General features: G+C 36.1%; 14 protein-coding genes and 1 pseudogene. 8 read left to right on the plus strand and 7 right to left on the minus strand.

Going from position 1 to position 17,825, the window contains the following annotated elements; translation table 11 throughout:
* Positions 1-203 precede the first annotated feature (203 nt).
* Entirely contained in the window at positions 204-968 is a 765-nt protein-coding gene (locus BK575_RS17650; RefSeq protein ID WP_169907872.1) for a DUF3891 family protein, read from the plus strand.
* Positions 969-1,797: 829 nt separating this feature from the next.
* Entirely contained in the window at positions 1,798-2,970 is a 1,173-nt protein-coding gene (locus tag BK575_RS17655; protein ID WP_078412171.1) for a BMQ_0737 family morphogenetic spore coat protein, read from the plus strand.
* Between the two features lie 301 nt (positions 2,971-3,271).
* Here the strand turns inward: BK575_RS17655 and BK575_RS17660 are convergent, their stop codons facing one another.
* Complete coding sequence (locus BK575_RS17660) at positions 3,272-4,543, minus strand: peptide chain release factor family protein (RefSeq protein WP_078412173.1); 1,272 nt, start codon at positions 4,541-4,543, stop codon at positions 3,272-3,274.
* Between the two features lie 206 nt (positions 4,544-4,749).
* Here BK575_RS17660 and BK575_RS17665 point away from each other — a divergent pair, with 206 nt between their 5' ends.
* The 3 genes from BK575_RS17665 (at position 4,750) to BK575_RS17675 (ending at position 7,391) form a co-directional block, all read left to right on the plus strand.
* A complete protein-coding gene (locus tag BK575_RS17665) occupies positions 4,750-5,952 on the plus strand; it encodes a coiled-coil domain-containing protein (RefSeq protein WP_078412175.1) in 1,203 nt (400 codons plus the stop codon).
* Between the two features lie 48 nt (positions 5,953-6,000).
* Positions 6,001-6,687 carry a hypothetical protein gene (locus tag BK575_RS17670; RefSeq protein ID WP_078412189.1) on the plus strand — a complete coding sequence of 229 codons (687 nt, stop codon included), beginning with the start codon at positions 6,001-6,003 and terminating at the stop codon, positions 6,685-6,687.
* Between the two features lie 233 nt (positions 6,688-6,920).
* Positions 6,921-7,391: a M67 family metallopeptidase gene (locus tag BK575_RS17675; protein WP_268877744.1), complete on the plus strand. Its 471-nt coding sequence runs from the start codon at positions 6,921-6,923 to the stop codon at positions 7,389-7,391.
* Positions 7,392-7,931: 540 nt separating this feature from the next.
* Here BK575_RS17675 and BK575_RS17680 read toward each other — a convergent pair.
* Entirely contained in the window at positions 7,932-8,234 is a 303-nt protein-coding gene (locus BK575_RS17680) for a hypothetical protein (RefSeq protein WP_078412191.1), read from the minus strand.
* Positions 8,235-8,862: 628 nt separating this feature from the next.
* On the opposite strand from BK575_RS17680, the gene BK575_RS17685 reads away from it, so the two are divergent.
* Both BK575_RS17685 and BK575_RS17690 read left to right on the plus strand, forming a co-directional pair.
* The gene (locus BK575_RS17685; protein ID WP_078412193.1) at positions 8,863-9,456 is read left to right on the plus strand and encodes a replication-relaxation family protein; all 594 of its coding nucleotides are present in this window, start codon (positions 8,863-8,865) and stop codon (positions 9,454-9,456) included.
* A 182-nt stretch (positions 9,457-9,638) separates the two neighbouring features.
* A complete protein-coding gene (locus tag BK575_RS17690) occupies positions 9,639-10,010 on the plus strand; it encodes a helix-turn-helix domain-containing protein (protein ID WP_078412195.1) in 372 nt (123 codons plus the stop codon).
* Positions 10,011-10,549: 539 nt separating this feature from the next.
* On the opposite strand, the gene BK575_RS17695 is transcribed toward BK575_RS17690, so the two are convergent.
* On the minus strand, positions 10,550-10,993 hold the full coding sequence (locus tag BK575_RS17695) for a PAS domain-containing protein (protein ID WP_078412197.1): 444 nt from the start codon (positions 10,991-10,993) through the stop codon (positions 10,550-10,552).
* 378 nt (positions 10,994-11,371) lie between these two features.
* On the opposite strand from BK575_RS17695, the gene BK575_RS17700 reads away from it, so the two are divergent.
* Positions 11,372-12,250: a glycosyltransferase family 2 protein gene (locus BK575_RS17700; protein WP_078412199.1), complete on the plus strand. Its 879-nt coding sequence runs from the start codon at positions 11,372-11,374 to the stop codon at positions 12,248-12,250.
* 257 nt (positions 12,251-12,507) lie between these two features.
* On the opposite strand, the gene BK575_RS17705 is transcribed toward BK575_RS17700, so the two are convergent.
* The 4 genes and pseudogenes from BK575_RS17705 to BK575_RS17725 all read right to left on the minus strand — a co-directional run bounded on the left by BK575_RS17705 (position 12,508) and on the right by BK575_RS17725 (position 17,323).
* Positions 12,508-13,119: a class I SAM-dependent methyltransferase gene (locus BK575_RS17705; RefSeq protein ID WP_078412201.1), complete on the minus strand. Its 612-nt coding sequence runs from the start codon at positions 13,117-13,119 to the stop codon at positions 12,508-12,510.
* 1,073 nt (positions 13,120-14,192) lie between these two features.
* Positions 14,193-15,146 carry a DUF4915 domain-containing protein gene (locus tag BK575_RS17715; protein ID WP_078412205.1) on the minus strand — a complete coding sequence of 318 codons (954 nt, stop codon included), beginning with the start codon at positions 15,144-15,146 and terminating at the stop codon, positions 14,193-14,195.
* Positions 15,147-15,564: 418 nt separating this feature from the next.
* A pseudogene (locus BK575_RS17720) lies at positions 15,565-16,603 on the minus strand (IS630 family transposase).
* A 120-nt stretch (positions 16,604-16,723) separates the two neighbouring features.
* Positions 16,724-17,323 carry a class I SAM-dependent methyltransferase gene (locus BK575_RS17725; RefSeq protein ID WP_078412207.1) on the minus strand — a complete coding sequence of 200 codons (600 nt, stop codon included), beginning with the start codon at positions 17,321-17,323 and terminating at the stop codon, positions 16,724-16,726.
* Between the last annotated feature and the right edge of the window lie 502 nt (positions 17,324-17,825).

Below are 17,825 nucleotides of genomic sequence, written 5' to 3' on the forward strand. Positions count from 1 at the left end.
AGCGCACTTTATTGTCTGGCTGTTTATTTATGTATATTCCACTTAATAACTCGACACACATTCATTCGATCGAGGGACATTCACAATCGGTTTTTTAGACTACTCGAATTTTCTAAATTGATCTATATAGCTTGCCTCTTTGTAAATAGATGAAATATAGTAGAAGAAACCATGTAAAATATCGTAGAAAATGGGGTGATAGCTTGATCATTTATGAGAGAGAACATGATTGGGTCATGATTCCGCAGCACCATCACGGCCTGCTTTCCGGGGACATCTCCCGGAACTGGAATCCTGCTTATATGGAAGGAACGGAACGATGGAATGAAGTGATTTATGCCATCGATCAACATGATCGTGCCTGGATTGATTTGGATGAAACTCCTTTTTGGAATGATAAGGTCAAGCGGCCCTATTCCTTTATCGACTTTCCTTTGACCCCTAAGCTTACCTTTTATAAAAAAGGAATTGATGAAGTGGAACAGCAGTCCCCTTATGCCGGATTGCTGTGCAGTCTGCATTACCATTCCTTCTTGGCTGGAGCGAAGGAACCTGCCGCCATTGAATTCTCCAAACAGGAAAAAGCCAGACAGCAGCATTTAATGGAACAATTGGATTTCTTGGAAACGCAGAAAGAAGAACTATTGAAATTTCATTTTCTAATGGTGCAATTTTGTGATGACCTCTCTTTATATTTGTGCATGCAAGAACCCGGGACTCCAAAGGCGGAAGAATTCCCATGGTTTAAAGATGGATTTCCAGAAATTTTTTCATTTACAGGCGGACAAAAAATCATCGCAGAGTGGATCGACTCAAAGCAGGTATCATTAAGCCCTTTTCCCCTAGCCTCTCCGACTGATGTATCCGTTAAAGTGAAGGAAGTAAAGAAAGCAAGTATCGGTCAGTCGGGAATTGCAAAAGCCTATAAGGATGCAGAATGGAAAGAAAGAACGTTTACTTTAGTATAAGTTAGTTCAGAAACACATGATCGATTCGCTTCCGCTAAAAAGGCACTGTATACCCAATCCGAGTGCCTTGTGGCTGTTATCGGGATGATGTCTATTTTATTTCAGTTTTTTGGAATCGCTTTCTTTTGGTATCCGCATCCACTTACCCTGGTTCTTTAGAAAAATGAAAAACGATGCTATCCCTTCTCTCGGCCATGTTATAAGGTTTAGTACGCGCAACAGCAAAATGTCACTGATACACAACTCGGATTGAATACTAAAAGGTTGATGATCGTTGTGATTTCAAACAGCTTAATACCATTTATACTAAGCTATGAGTCTGACGAAACAATGTGTAAAACAGAAAACACAATAGATGTTGATGTCCAAGAACCGGCGTTTTTCAATACGACGCAATCTTGTAAGTAAAAAGGAGTCCGTGTTGACGGATAGGTATATGTGTCAACATGGACTCCTTTTTTCTAAATGCCTCTTTATTCAAATATAATTACTGCCTAGCCTAGCATTTGATGTTTATCTCCCCGAACCGGTGCTCCAATTGTGCTGTACACAGCCGCTACAATCCATTCATCCTCTTCTATCTTAACATAACTCTTTGTTCCAAATCAGTCCCCTGCAGTCTTGATCAAGGCCTACTTTAAACTTCTCAGGTAATGACAGAAAACGTTATTTTACATAAAACGTTCTATAGACACGGGATGGGTTAGCGTTTCAGATGTTTTTGCATTGATTATTACGAGCCTATTTTTTTGGAAGAACGCACCGACCTACAAGCCGTTCCATATGATATATCGACATCAAAATATAATTGGAAAGGAAAGATGTTTAAATGAAAAAGAACATCAAACCGATTCAGGGCCAACAACTAGTGCCAAATCTCATTGGGCCTGAATGTATTGACGTTACCAAGGTTTACGACTGGGTTATCCTTACTAACCGCGATCGTAACAAAGTCCCTATTCCGGCAGCCTGCTTTGCGGAAATTGAAGCCTGCCGCGCTAGAGGAGGAATTGTCAGAGCTACTTGTTCAATTGTAGATACCGATTTTACTATCTCGGATGAAAGACGGCCGGCTCCTAGCGTACCAGGCGGCGTAATTGTTACTGTCGCCTTCTTTGCCACTGTACGCGTTGAATTCACCTGTACCGTAGAACCTACTATACTCTGTGGCTTTGACATACCGGTTAGCTTTCTGGATGAAGTTATTCTCTGTGCCCCAGAAGGGACTAGAATCGTGCCTATAATTAATCAAGTAAATTGCGATGTATTAGATGCTCAAATGTTAGGGAATATGCTTCTTCTTGAAGTCGTAATGTGTAAAGAAATTCGAGTCACAGCAGACGTCATACTCGAAGTCCAAGCTAAGTTCTGCGGACCGCGCCAGCCTATTCCAATCGAGCAACCGCCGTTTGATTGTCCGTTCCCTACATTCCCGCCACAATGTCCGACGTTCTTCCCTCCAGTGAACTGCGAATGCCAGGCTGCAGCTGACTTCAGTGGTGAAGCTACGATTTCTGTAGTCGAAGATGGTTTTGGTGGTATTACAGCAGGACAACTCGATCTCCTTGCTTTCATCTGTGATTCATGTAATCCTGAAAACAGCCGCTTAGAAGTGGACTATGATGATACAGGCGCGACTCCTTTACCTACTCCTACTCCTGATGCACCAGGTGATCAAAGCTTTACATTTACAGCTACTCAATTTGAAGAGCCAACATGTAGCACTATTACTGTAGGTGGAGCAGCAGTTGTAAATGGATTAGATGTTACAGGTCTTGGTGTTATCACACCGGCTGGCGGGGCACCGGAAAATGCTAGCTTCTCTCTAAGCTTAAGAGATGCTGACGTCGGTGGTGTCGCTTCCGATACAGCAATGCTAATGATCACAAGTCCAACTATGTCTGTTACTATTGCTCTCACAGAAGCAGCTAACCCTGGTTTAGAAGTGGAAGCCGGAGATTGCGATCGTTTCCCTGACATCCCTACTACTCCTGCTCCATAAAAAAATGCTTTCAAATAGAAAAATAAATTCAAAAAACCGGAGAAGAAAGCTTCGCCCGGTTTTTTTTATTATGCCTGGAATCGATGGTTTTATAGGATAAACATACAGTAAGGCATCAAGACAACAGGAGCAGTTAGCTACATACAAGCATGTCTATAATGAGTTCAAATTTGCAGGAAGTATATTCCCCTTTTCCAACTTTACGGTTTATCATCTATTCGTTTACATAACTTCTCCCCTTAAAATAACGCTGGCTAAATGGGTTCCTTTAGCGTCCATTTTAAGGGGTACCTCGTCTTCTTTAAAAGGAAAGGGCAATCTGGTTGTTTGCTGCGCATTCCAGTCCCTGCTCCCTGAAGAAGACGAATGCTTCAATTTTCATATTTTTATGTTCTTCAGGCTTAAGTATACTTATTTGGAAATTTTGGAAAGACTCTATCTGCCGTGGGGGAATATTTAGCTGCTGTATAGGACAAATCCAGGTCTCTCCCTTTTCTTGAGCTTCGTCAAGCCACTCATCATTCATATACTTCCATCCTTTTACTCCTTCATCATTCATTACCCCTCGGACATTTGCCACATTCGGCGGCAGAATCTGCCCTGAGATTTTAATGCTCTCTGCCGGCGTTAAACGTAAGCAAATGGAAGGATTACGCAAAACTTCTGTCCCTGTATTTTTAATATGCAAATTCCCTAATACCATAACCTTCTCGCTGTTATTTTTATCCAAAAGGACTTGATAATCGAAAAAAATCTCCGCTTCTGTTCGCTTTTCTTCTTTTGTTTTCTCTTCTCGTTGCTTTTCTTTTCTTAGTTTTTCTTCCCTCAGCATTTTCACAGCAGATTCCCGGTTCTTTGGGACACTCTTTGTTGTCTGGGCTGGTGTTGCGCTAGTCTGCTGGGCCTTTGTTAAGTCCTTCCCCCAAATAGGAAGGTGTTCAAAAGGAAGGTAAGATAGCACTGATAAGGGATGGTTCCCCTGTAAGCGGGCCAGTATCCCCATTACAAGCATAATGGCGGAGTTTTCCTTAAACTTGCTCCAAAATACAGAATCACCCTTTTGTGGGTATTTGAATTGTACCGTCAAATGAGGTGAGATTTCAGAGACATCCACATTGGAACTAAATTGGATCCCTGCTTTCCTGCATTCATCTTGGAGCAGTGTTAACCATTTTTGATTGTTTGCTTTTAAATCATGGGACACATCCATGACAGGTTTTTTTATAGATGGGATTTCTAAAACGGACAACTTTAAACGCAAATCCCCCTGCCCTATTGCTGCAGAATTTTTCTGTAAAACGACTTCTGCTCCACTGCCTGCGAGCAAATGTTGGATATGCTCTAACATTTCCCATTCGAGCTTGCCTTTTCTGAATGCATGGGGATAGGAATTATCATTCTGAGCAATGAAAATGATTTTACCGGATAATCCGGGATATAAGTGGATTTTCCGGTTTTCCTCATCCCAGCGGACTTGAAATCCGCATTCATTGAATAGGAGGCGAAAAACGGGTAATGACGCATATGGTATCGTCCCTTTTTCTTGGCCTGCAAACTCAATTTTCACATCCATTTCTTTTCCCCCTTTTGTGTTTAGTTTTTCTAAAATGGGCATATGTTCAGTTTATGATTTCACTCTAAGAAACGTGTCAGTCGTTGGTAAAGTAAAGAAAGCGGAAGAGAAATTTTCCTATTTGTTATGCACACTTCCTAAATCATGACATATGTCTATAAAAGAGGTGGATAAAAGCGAGGATAATATCAAGAGGTGGGGGATCAATGATGAATATCAGTAAAAACAGACCCACTATAGAGAAGGCTGCTATGGAAAGAATCAGATCCCTGGAACAAGCAATCTTGCATTATCGACAAAATGAAATAGTATACATTAGTGCTCTAGAGCAAAAGAATGAAAAAATCAATACACTTCAAGAAAGACAAATGAGGATACAAAAGGAACTGGAGAGGCAGCATGAAAAGATAGTAAATTACCAAAACAAAGAATTACAACTTCTAGAGAGAAACGAACTCCTTAAGGAGAAAATCCAGCAGTTCTTAGAAAAAGAACAGCAAAACGGACTCACCATCCAAGAGCTGGAGAACAAAATCCAGTACTCCTCGGAAAAAGAACAGCAAGTCAGTCTTACTATCCAAGAGTTAGAGGAGAAAATTCAACTCTCTTTGGAAAAAGAGCAGCAAGGCGCTCTTACCATCCTAGAGTTGAAGGACAAAATCCAGTACTCCTTGGAAAAAGAACAACAACACAAGCTTACAATCCAACAACTGGAGGAGAAAATCCAGTACTCTTTGGAAAAAGAGCAACAAGCCAGTCTTACTACCCAAGAGTTGGAGGAGAAAATCCAACATTCTTTGGAAAAAGAACGGAAAGCTCAGCTTACCATCCAAGAGCTAGAGAACAAGATCCAGCACTCTTTAGAAAAAGAGCAGCAAGCTCGACTTACCATCCAAGAGCTGGAGAACAAGATCCAACTCTCTTCGGAAAAAGAGCAGCAAGACGGGCTCACCATCCAGAAACTCGAGAAGACGGTCCGATTCTCTTTAGAAAAAGAGCAGCAAACCAGTCTTACCATCCAACAACTGGAAGATAGTATTGAGAGCCATAAAGAAATCCAAAAAAAATATGAAACAGATTTAGTGGATCTTAAGGGAAAATTTAAAGAGTCTCTCAAAAAAACTGGAAAGTATTTTCGCCAGCAGTTGGAACAGCGAACCGCCCAAATGAAAGATTATGAGAAGAAATATGTGCTGGCCATGGAACAATTGGATAAAAAGATAGATCACTATCATCATGAAGAAATAAAATATCGGAAGAATTGGGAACAATTGTATACCAATTTGAATCATCTGCAGGCCGAATTAGATAACTCAAGAAAGATCGAGAGGCAATACGAGGAGATTTTCAATCAAATCAAGCAGGATATTATAAAGCTTAGAGCCAAGGAAAAAGAAGGAAAAATATAAGCCGATAAAGGCACCTATTATTTAATCATTTTAAAAAGGAGATTCGACATGTTTAAAAGATACTTAGACAATATCAGAAAAGAAGAAGAGTTGAAATATAGGGAAAAAATGGTAGAGTTTATGCGAGAAATGGAAGATATGAAAGATACATTGAAAGAAGAGTTGAAAAACAAATTGAACGAGGAACAAAAGATAATAGCAAAGCTTATGCAGGATCTTGAGCAAAAAAATGCAAAAATTCAAGGTGATCAAGAGTTAATTACAAATCTCACAAAAGAAGCGGAACAATTAAAAAAAGAAATAGGGTCTTTGAAGGAAGAGCAAAAAGAAGCAGCTCAACTTAAACAGAATTTAGAAGACAAGGATACAAAAATTCAAGCCGAACAAAAATTGATTGCAACTCTTCAAAAAGAATTAAATCAAATAAAAAAGGAATTAGAGTATTTGACGGAAGAGCAAAAAGAAACTACTCAACTTAAGCAGAATCTAGAAGACAAAGATGCAAAAATTCAAGCTGATCAGAAATTGATTGCAAAACTTACACAGGAATCTAATCAACTAAAAGAAGAAATAAAGCGCTCAAAGAAAAAAGAACGAAATTATAAGGCCACTCTAGAGCAGATTAACAACAAAGTTACCATCAATGAAAAAAAGGAAGTGGATCATCCAGTTTTCCGCTATCACCGTACTCCTCAAGAAGGCAACCTGTCCCCCATCAACCCATTTAAACAGTAATAAAGGTTTATTTATTCATCTTTTTTATTTGAGGGGCCCATTTTTACCCAATAACGTTACCATATCCTACAAGAAATCATATACATGTGATATATCTGCATAAGGGAGAGATGATAAAATGGCTTCTGGTAAGCTTTTTAGAAAAGTTAGAAACAAATTAGGAATGAATACTAAAAATAAATTGTTAAAAGGCCCTTCCCTTCAACAGCAAAAAAGTACTCCACTTCGTCCCATTGCACAGTCACAGCCAGTACGAACAAAAGGATGCTGCGGGAAAAAGAGCTAATCCCAGCTCACGATTTCGCACTTTTTTAATATCTGAAAGTACTTGGCAAAAGATGATCGGCCATTGCAAGAGGGAATTCCCTCTTGAAGCCTGCGGACTCCTCTCTGGAAAAAATGGAATAGCCAAAACCGTTTGGCCAATGGAAAACATAAACCGAAGTCCTGTTTCTTTCTCTATGGACTTGGAACAAATCCGCCGTGTATTTGAGCTCATCGACAAAAGGGATGAATGTTTGATTGGTATTTATCATTCCCATCCGACAGGTAAAGCCTATCCGTCTGCTGGGGATATTGCCTACAATAACTATCCCGAGGTCGGGCATCTTATTGTTTCGCTTGCAAGTAAAACTCCAGTAGTCAAATGCTTCGAAATGAAGGGAAAGAAGGTAACTTCCTTATTCATACAATTGGTGGGGTGACAATAAAAAAGAGGTATCGTCTGCATTTAAATACACTTTTCCGACAATCTCCTGTCTATTCTGAACCCCAGAACTAAAATGAAAGACACTAATACATTCAATATAATCGCAAATCCACCTGTATTACTATACAGGTTGGATTTGCAGTTATATTATTTTTACATTTCCTTGGCAGGCAAGACATTCTGCAAAGCTTATACTTCGTTTTCTTTCCGAGATAAAAACAGGCGGCTAACTCAATGCAACAGTTAAACACAAGTTATATAAAACATTAAAGTCCATTAAGTCTCCCTCTAATCAAAAGAAATTCATTGTCGTTTACGAACCCCCTTTACTTCAATAAAAATAAAAAAAGCTATCGAGGTTTCTCGACAGCCTTCAGGCAGCATTGAGTTTAGATTGCTATGTATAGCCCAAGCCTTTAAAACATACATATATAATTACAAAAGCAGGCATTACTTTTGTTCTCGTTATTTAAACACCTGTGTTAAAGCATTTGAAAATCCATTTTGAATATAAACGGGTTTTCAAACAAAGGCCCTATTTTTTAATTAATATCTCGTTATCTAGAGGTAAAGGGTGAAAACGCCTTTTTTTATCATCAGAATTATATTCAAACTCGTAGGCTTTCTTAATGTCAAAATATAAAACTTTATTAAGATCTACTATTCTTTTTACAAGATGTCTGTCTGAACTTACATTATATGTTAGAAAACTTTGGTGTTCTCCCTTTTTTTTGATTAGAAAGGCAGCAATCTCTGAAGAGCTGTTAGCTTGGACTTGAATTTCTATACGATGACCCTCAGTAAAGTACAGATAAACACGATAATAATTTTTTTTCATTAGTATCCTCCTCGATGTCTTATGGAATTCAGATTATATTTTTGTTTTTCCATCAGTTAAACATCCCGTAACTTCAACGAATTATTTTTTAGGAGACTACAACAAGAAAAGGATTAAGATCTTATATTTAATATATATGCAATTAATTGGTTTTATTTACCAACTATTCTTTTTTGCTTATATAACCAATGCAAATCTATATTTTCAAAAGTTTTTTATGCCAAAACCTTCTCGTTTAACAGGTGACAAGACAAAGTTTAGATTAATATGTATATCCCAATTCTTTGAAACATATGTAATTATAAAGGAAACTTCCATCAGTGGGGGCTTCCTTCCTCCTCCACCAATGGTTAGTTAGGCCCGCACGATGCGGGTCACACAGATGTTGCCGCAGGACGCGGCGGTGTTAGTCTGTGTTCTTTTATTCAGGCTTTTACGGGTAGTTATCCCTACTTAAACTTCCACGATTACGCCAAGTTTTGAAGTGAGGGTCTTACTGCCCATTCATTAATGAGGGATAAAAGTTGCAAAAGCAGATCTTACTTTTGTTTCCGTTGTTTAAACACCTGTGCAAAAGCATCTTTAGAGCTGTTTTGAATATAACGGTTTTTCAAAAGGGGATGTCTATATGCTTACACCGAGAGATAAGAGTATAATAAAAACATTGACTCTGTTTCGTTGTCTTTCTCGAGATCAGGTCGCATCATTATTTTTTCAAAAACTTAAAAATCCCATCACCTCAGCTAATTATGTGTTGAAGAGATTAAGACGTGAAGGGTATATAACGGCGAACATAGAATATACTCCATATGTCTATTTTCCTAATCCATCATTAATAAAAACGAGCTCTCAAAAAATTAGACATTATTTAGCTATAGCAGACTTTTATATAGATATATGCAAACATGAAAAACCAAGTGTTTTTTTGGTGGAACCGAGATATGGGTCAGAATTTATGCAGCCGGACATCTTTATGATATGGAAAAACCAACCCTTTTTTGTAGAAATACAAAAATCAATTTACTCCTCTAAAGTAATGATGGAAAAAATAGGGCGTTATGTAAAATACTATGAATCTGGTGAATGGAAAAAGCAGGATTGGCAGCAGCCAAATGCTGCTTGTTTTCCAGTATTATGGATCGTGTCCAAAAATTCATATTCTCTTTCTTTAGATAAAATTCAAACCATTCAAACTTCCGATGTAGAATCATATTTTCATTGAAAATCTAAACATTCGGTCTTGTTATTATATATGTCATTAACTGGTATACCATACCAATTAATTTTACCATCGTGAAGATTTTTTCTCATTTTACCAATTGCATAATTAAAAGCGAAAATTCCTACTTTTACGATTAAAATAAAATTTACAGGGAAAAATTAATGTAGAGAAGGGGGCTGTAGATGAAATATTTTAAAATCAAAGAAATTAGAAAGAAAAATGGAGATACATTGAAGGAATTGGCAAAGAAGATTAATTACGATTACAGTAACTTGTCAAAAATAGAAAGAGGATTATACGAGCCTTCCTTATCATTACTGCAGAAAATTGCTGATGTTTACAATGTGAATGTGAGCCATTTTTTTAATGGGAATAACCATACTCCCGAAGAAATCAGTTTTGTAAAAAACCTCGACCTTTCTTCTAAGGAACTTAATAAAAAGTATGATTTATTACTCGATGGCAAAAAAATTTCAGAACCAGAGCTGGAGCTTGTCATTGAAATTATCCGTAAGCTTCGCAAGGCAACTAATGAACTAAAAGACAAAGATTAATTATTGATTTCTACCGCCAGACAGACATTTTATATTTTCATACAATCTGAATTGTAGTTCATTTTATGTAACTATTCAAGGGACTTTTGGTTTATATTGGAAGAAAAAACGTTTGTTGATCGAGTTTTAGCTTTATTATTGACTCATAAATTTCCTATTCACTTTATAAACATAAATTCTCACCCTACTCCCCTCCCTTCAAATTCATCAGTAATGTTAAACAACTCCTTACTTTTTAATGCGTATAAGCTGTCTGATTGTACTAGGAGTGTAACCAAATGTATAATAACTAAACGGGTTTAACGCATGATAATCCATTGTGTCCGTTTTGTTACATGAGAGTCCTTATAATTCAGTCACAGTGTGGACCAGATAAGCACTAACCAGCATCAAAACCGGTATCAACTATTAAACCTTCGAGTTGCATTCATATATATGGATGCAACTTATTATTTAGTCTATGAACAATTTTTCCCGTTCCAGCTTATGTATAATCCGTTCCACTTCATCATTTACATGGATAAATAAATGAACTAAAATTAATCATTAAAACCATTTAGCGAGATACACCTCTCAAAGTCGGCTATGTTGTGTTTTTGAAACTCTTCTTGGCTTAAAGGAAAGCATCCGCCTTCCCCTATCGCCCTCTCCCCTTCTTTCATTACAGGTTTTAGAATGATTAATAAAAAAATTTCTTTGTTTTTAGGAGGGATGCAATAACAAAAAGATTCTTCCCCACACCAGGCTTTTTCAAAAAGCTGGTTTAATTTCTTTTTTATTTCTGCATTACTCACAAGTTGATCTAAACTTTTTCCGACTATATTGGATTTTGTTAGCTTTACCAATTCAACTATAGTAGGACTTACATCCGTGATGGTAAATGTATGATCTGTTTTCTTAAAAGTGAAGTCCATCTTGCCGTATAAGATCTGGTATTCATCCAAAAGTTTGCTCATGAAATGAAGAAGGTTAATTTCCTCCATGATACGATTTGCCTCCTGATGTATAAATATGTATTTTTTTACATATCCATTATATATCAAAAAATAAGTTTTGATGTTAAATATAATTATAATTATTTTTTCATCTTAAATATTGTAATCATGGTATTGAACCAATGGCTGGGCAACCACTTTCCTCTTTTATAAAAACGGATAAGGAACTTTTTTAGGCTGCAGGCAAGCGTCACTCTTTCGAAAACCAGTCCAAGAGTTGCAATGTTTGAATTAACATTTATTAATTCCCTAACGTACAGGGTAAAATCTTCATTGATTGAAGGTTCCTTTATTTCATTCGGTTCTCTTTTCGGTAACCATCATATAAATATTAGGAGAATCCACTGAAAAGGAGTGACATTTTTCATGACGGCTAAGCCCATTATTTCGATTATCTTCCCCGTTAAAAATGAAGGGGGAAATGTAAGAACCACCCTTGATTCATTATTTTCCGTAAAAACCGCCTATCCATTTGAAGCAATCGTGGTAAACGACAAATCAGCCGACAATTGCTGTGATTTTCTTCAAACGTATCCTCAAAAGAAACGAGTCAAACTTATCCATACAATCGGAGTCGGTGCTGCAAACGCAAGAAATGTAGGAGCTGAGAACGCATCAGGAGATTACCTCATTTTTTGTGATGCCCATTTAGAGTTCGAGGATTGGTGGATTGATCATTTATTGCAACCGTTGCTTTCCGGAAAAACAGATGCCGTAACACCTGCTATTGGAGCGATAGGGGACTCTGAAAATGTGGGGTTCGGCCAAACCTTAATGCCAAACCTTAGGATCCAATGGAATCCTGAACAAAACGAGCTATTTGAAACAGCTGTGTTACCCGGAGGATGCTTTGCCATTAAAAGAACCGTTTTCGAAGATGTTGGCGGATTCGAGACCGGTTTTAAAACGTGGGGACATGAAGATGTAGAGCTTTCCATCAAGCTATGGCTTTTTGGTTATGATTGTCATGTTCAGCCCAATGTAAAAATATTACACCTATTTAGAAAATCTCATCCTTATAAAATTCCCTATGATGACTATTATTATAATCTTTTAAGAATGGCCTTTTCACATTTTAACGCTGCCCGTATACAAAAATGCAGAAAGCTGATTAGACGTCGAAAAGCAAGTGATATTGAGAAACTGGTGCTTCAAGACGGTGTTCAAATGCAAAGAGAAGCCTATTTTCAGAAACGAAAATATAATGATGATTGGTATTTTAAAAAGTTTAATATAGATTTTTAAAATCAAAAGACCCTCTATCTATTTGGATGGAGGGTAAGAACTTGAGAAGGCTTCTTAAAACTATCATTTTATTTAACTAATAGATTCTGTAGCCGGAATGGTACATTAAATGACATTTTTATCTATCACTATGGAAATCATACACTGAAGGGTAATATTGAAATGGTGGATTATTGTTTAAGTGCAAGTCATTATAAAGGGAATGAAAGTCAGACAGCGGCTTTGTTTTTGCTGAAAGAATAGATTCTTAAACATTTTTAATAATTAATTGTATCTAAATCCCATAAAGCTAATGATTTATCCATATATGTCCTCTTTCCTTCTGTACAATTCTCATTGATCACCAAGATGGGTTTTGGAAAATTGAATGGCTCAATTTCTAAATTAAGAGGACGCCAACCGCCCGTCCTTACATTAGTATTACGTATTTGGTTAGTGAATGTCGTTGTTAATAAATACTTGGATTGGCTTTCTTTAAAATTATTTAATGCTAAACGAATATCTGAAAAAGATAAGTGCACAAGACAATCTCGACAAAGAATCAAGTCACCTGTAGGTAAGTGATCTTTTGTAATGTCCAAATGAAAAAACTTTGTGTTACCAGCTGAATATTCTTTTTTATTTCTTTCAATTATTTCCTGAACAATATCAAGACCAATATATAATTCTATTTCTTGGTATATTTCCTTCATCCAATTAAGATCTCCACAAGGTGCATCTACAAGTGCTTTTATCTCAAGGTGTTTTATTAATTTTGGTAACTCCTGAATCAGTAACCTGGTTTGTGAAATGGATGAGCCCGGACCTGACACCGACTCAGCACTTCCCCATATGTTTTTCCTGTAGATATTTGTGAATATATTTTTCATTAAAGTCGCACCTTTCTAGGTTCTTACTTATTAAGATCAATTTAACAAAGAATAACAATACACTTGAAAAAATTTTAACCCTGTTTTCAGCTTATGAAGAATGAATTAAAAATGTGAGGTATTTGTTAGGAGATACACATCCTGGATGCTCTTCCCCCAGGCATTTCGAAGATACAGACTTCAGTATTAGAGGTCAAATTTACGAAAAAAACTATGGATAGAAAATAGCGTTTTTATACGGTACTATGGAAGCAGTGGCTTTAAGATAAATGAAGCATTACAAATGAAGATAATACAATAAAGCAAAAAGAAGTTTTTTCATAAATGGAAGATGAGTGTGATAAATGAGATTAAAGAAACAGTGGAGCGCGAAAAATCCTTTCAAAATAGAACGCCATGACGTTTCCTTTTGAAGTTTTTATAAATTTAATGCACAGGTCACCAAAAGCTGCAAGAGAAACTTTTCTTCTTGTTCATAATTGATATGTATCGAATGATGGTTCTCTCATAAGAGCACCGTTTGAGACTATATAAAATTGATTTGAAATTTCGACTTTATGTTTAAGCCCTTTCAATTGTATTGATTTTTGAATCAATGGATGAAACAGGAACTGCCGATAAAATGAATTTTCCCGGCAGTTCCTGTTTCATCCGTCCCTTTCAGACTTTGGCTGAAAGCGTGCGAAGAAAAGCATTTCGCACGAACGAGTCAAAAATCTTACCATTTAACCAGAGACATGTATAAAAGTTAAAAATATTAGTCATTGCCATATAATTCAATGTAATAAATTCTCCATTTTGAAATAGTAAGGGAGGGGACTGTTTTTGCCTTTTCAAGATACTGTTCACGTCTATCTCCTGTTAATTGAAGCTGATTCAATTTACCACCATTTGATTTAATTTTGGTTTTTAAATACTCAATGTTTTATTACCTTTTAAAAAATTGATTAAATATTTCATTTTACGGACATCTTTTTTTGACACACACCTTATAGGTGGATTTGGGTGTGAAAATTTACAAATTATCAATTTAAAAGATAAACGTTAATTTACTTTGAAAATAGACTAGATACTTAGTCCATTGGTACAACAGAATACACATTCTCAACAGGCAATTTAATAAATTTGCTTACCTTTAAATCAAGATCGTAAATATGGATGCCAGTATCCATAGAAATATTACTAAATTTATCATTTGTCCTCTGTAAGTGTCTCATGCGGCTTTGACCAACGATTAGTATGTTATTATCCAGAAATAAACCTCGAGTAAATCCATAAAATTGTGCAACTAAAGTACTTACTTTTGAATGCAGGTTTACCTTCGATACATTCAGATTTAAAGAATCACAATAGTACAAATCTTGATTAGAAATGAGAACACTATGAGGAGCTTTTAAATTTTGTATGATAATTTCCATCGGCTCCAAGCTTTTGCGATCAAACCTAATAATTCCTCCATCCCATAATTCATAATTTTTACCTCGCCAACCTCCGGAAAATGAAAACATGGACAAAAATATGCTGTCATCTGTAATACAAATATCATTTATATGATGATTATCTACAATGTTTTGATCAGAGAAAACTAGTTCACCTTCTTTTTTCATTGTATCCTTATTCAAAATAATAACTGTATTGTTAATAGTAGATACGATATATATAAGCCCGTCATTAGATATATCCACTCCATGGAGATCATTATTAAAGTTTGCATCGATAGGGAATTCTAGGGATTTATTCAAATGGGAGTCTAAGAATAATAACTGATTTTTACTTCGATCCAAGACTACATAACCGTCTTTATATTTTTTTATTCCCCCAAAGTCCCCTAGACGTACTAGTTTAGCAGTCTCTTTTCTTATATCCACTTCATATAATCCATCTATGGTATTTTGCTGGCCTCCCGACTCTGAGCTTACCAGTAATTTTTTATTATACTGTAAAACATTTAAAGGCCTATCCTTTACACCTCCATAGGCTGATAAAATAGAATCTATTGCTTGCGAAGAAATAATTTTTTTTAACATAACTCTCCCACCACTTTGTTATATATTGTTTAATTAATCCTTCTAATATACCAGGCACCGATTATTTCCAGCGCTTATTTAAACTTTTTAGAGTTCTAGTGTAATAACTCATTAGACTTTAGAATTAGTATAGCTTTTATGTGTACATCTTGGTTAAGTTCTCACAATGTAGTCAAGAAAGGATGTGCCCGTACAGATTGTAAAAATACACAGGAGGTGTTAAGAAAATAGTTTTGGAGTTATTTATAATCCAATTTATATCCTCTCCCTTCAACGTATTGACTTATTAAAATCTAAAATTTAAACTAAATGGGATTTTGCTATAAAAAGGGATATCAAAAAACGGCTTTAGGCGGCATCTCACTGCTCCTCTAAAAAGCACAAAAAGGAATTAGGATATATAAGTTGAATTTATCTTTTACAATCGGATACACAAACGTTCAATGACTTTTTCAGGCGTGTCGTCCAGCTCGCGAATAAAAGCTTGCACATTTCTTCGAATCTCTTTGACAGAAGAATAAAATACATTATGAATGATATCTATTTTGAGCCATTTCCACAGTCCTTCAATTAGATTTAGTTCAGGACTGTAAGGAGGTAAAAACACTAATTCTAAATGATGTTGGTTTTCACGTAAAAAAGGTTCAATCAGTTTCGCATGATGAATGCATTATCCAGAATCATGACAATTTTTCCAGTTGGATAGCGCTCTAGAACCTTTTGAAGAAAACGGAGAAATGCTTCGGCATCGTACCGTTTTTCTTCTACACAAAACACCTCTCCCGTTTCGTAGTTGAGTGTGCCAATCAGTTTGACACCTTGGTGTTTTCCGTAAGTAGGAATGATTCGCTGTTTCTCTTTTAAAAACCATGATACTGAAGGGCTTGGTGTCTCGAATCATGGACTCATCTTGAAAAAGAAGATGATCAATCTTCTCATTTAAGAGTTTTTTTATAAGCAGGGAACGTCTCCTCGACAAACTCTTTTTGTTTCATTGGATCTGCCTTTGCCAGTGTATAGGTGGGTTTCATATAATTAAGACCTAAATCGTGTAAAAGTCGAGAAACACCACGAAGAGTATAGGTTTGATTCCATTCTCTTTTAATCAATGCTGCGATGATTTTTAGCGTCCAATTATGTTTAGCTGCAAAGCCAACATCAACAGGAAGTTGAGTAGTAATGACTTGAGCTAATTCTCGTTCTTGTTCGGATGTTAATTTACGAGGGGCACCGGGTGATTGTCCCATGATTAAGCCCTCTAACCCTTTTTCTTCGTACGCATTCACATAATTGTAGATGGTTTTTTTAGAACGTCCGATCATGGTCGTGATTTCTTTTTTAGAATAACCTTGTAAATAGAAATAGACGGCTTGATAACGTTCATACATTCGTTTATCTTTGGTTGTTTTCATGGCTGCAAGCAGGGTTTCCAGTTCATGTTGTCGTGAATGAGTCATTGATTTCCTCTCCGTTCGTTCATCAGTATCATTATTATACCTTGGCGGAGAGTTAACGTAATCCTTTAATTCAACTTATATAGTTAACACAAACTGAATAATATTGTGAAAATATAGATATTATCGACCTTCCCTACAAAATTGAAAACATAAATAGCCATTTTCTATTAAACAAATTTGATCATTTTCTTTTTCATTCAAGCTATCAATTGCTTCTGACACGCTGGGTACAAGTTCATTTCCGTAATCGTGCCAACAAATAATACCCCCTTTTCGTATTACTTGTCGCGCTAACTGGGTATCTAACAAAACACCATTTAAAGAATGGTCACCATCAATAAATATTAAATCTGCTGCGGTTAAATCGGCTGAAGTTAAATCCCTCGAACCATTGGGTTTTATAATTAGTTCAACTCGAGAATCATCCTTGACACATTCTCCAGCTATTTGGGGTACTTCTTGTTGTTGAATAGATAATGGAGTGTTATAATCTGGTGTTACGTCTATACCTATATATTTTTCAATCCATGGACTATTATCAAGAAGACACTTTGCTGTAGCTCCGCGTTGAATACCTATTTCAATAACTGTTTTAGGATGAAAAGTTCGTGAAAAGGCTATTAATGGTTCAACATCTGAACCAGTATAAATAGATCGCTCACCCTTAATTGCACCACTTCCAAAAATTTTAAAGAAAATTTCTCTATTTATAATATTCATATTATCTCCCCTTGTTTGGGTCTCAATAGGATACCCTTTTCTAGTATCTATTTAAACAATTTGAATCGTGCTTTATCATATTAAAAGTTCCTTCAAAGTCGTTCGTAAAGAGAAAGAGGTAACATTTTTTGTCTCAAATACATTCAAAATTTATCCTTTTGAATGGACGCAACCAGTAGAAAATTTTATCTAAGTTGAATTAAAAGTTGCAGTACAGTGCATTAGGTAAGATTGTTACTCCTTTTTAATTAACTATTAGAACATATATTTTATTTGTAGAATTGCTCAATCGTTCCATTGTGAGTCCTTTCTTCTCTAGCCATTACCGTAAACGTAATGATATAGCATATATCGTTGACCCTAGAAGATATTTCATGAAGGTGGCCCCTATGCGAGATATTTACATTATTTCATAAGAATGCAAACTCACCTTTAGATAATAATGTTATGGGCTATTCAATTTTTTTCTTGACATTAGTTATTAGACAAGTTAAAGAAATTT

Origin of the sequence: Priestia abyssalis, assembly GCF_002019595.1 — a bacterium.
GTDB classification, from domain to species: Bacteria; Bacillota; Bacilli; order Bacillales; family Bacillaceae_H; genus Bacillus_BA; species Bacillus_BA abyssalis.

Excerpts from the sequence above, each read along its gene's own strand:
- BK575_RS17665 (WP_078412175.1), top strand. The coding sequence starts at position 4,750 with ATGATGAATATCAGTAAAAACAGACCCACTATAGAGAAGGCTGCTATG.
- BK575_RS17670 (WP_078412189.1), top strand. The coding sequence starts at position 6,001 with ATGTTTAAAAGATACTTAGACAATATCAGAAAAGAAGAAGAGTTGAAA.
- BK575_RS17680 (WP_078412191.1), bottom strand. The coding sequence starts at position 8,234 with ATGAAAAAAAATTATTATCGTGTTTATCTGTACTTTACTGAGGGTCAT.
- BK575_RS17660 (WP_078412173.1), bottom strand. The coding sequence starts at position 4,543 with ATGGATGTGAAAATTGAGTTTGCAGGCCAAGAAAAAGGGACGATACCA.
- BK575_RS17690 (WP_078412195.1), top strand. The coding sequence starts at position 9,639 with ATGAAATATTTTAAAATCAAAGAAATTAGAAAGAAAAATGGAGATACA.
- BK575_RS17700 (WP_078412199.1), top strand. The coding sequence starts at position 11,372 with ATGACGGCTAAGCCCATTATTTCGATTATCTTCCCCGTTAAAAATGAA.
- BK575_RS17725 (WP_078412207.1), bottom strand. The coding sequence starts at position 17,323 with ATGAATATTATAAATAGAGAAATTTTCTTTAAAATTTTTGGAAGTGGT.
- BK575_RS17685 (WP_078412193.1), top strand. The coding sequence starts at position 8,863 with ATGCTTACACCGAGAGATAAGAGTATAATAAAAACATTGACTCTGTTT.
- BK575_RS17705 (WP_078412201.1), bottom strand. The coding sequence starts at position 13,119 with ATGAAAAATATATTCACAAATATCTACAGGAAAAACATATGGGGAAGT.
- BK575_RS17715 (WP_078412205.1), bottom strand. The coding sequence starts at position 15,146 with ATGTTAAAAAAAATTATTTCTTCGCAAGCAATAGATTCTATTTTATCA.
- BK575_RS17695 (WP_078412197.1), bottom strand. The coding sequence starts at position 10,993 with ATGGAGGAAATTAACCTTCTTCATTTCATGAGCAAACTTTTGGATGAA.
- BK575_RS17655 (WP_078412171.1), top strand. The coding sequence starts at position 1,798 with ATGAAAAAGAACATCAAACCGATTCAGGGCCAACAACTAGTGCCAAAT.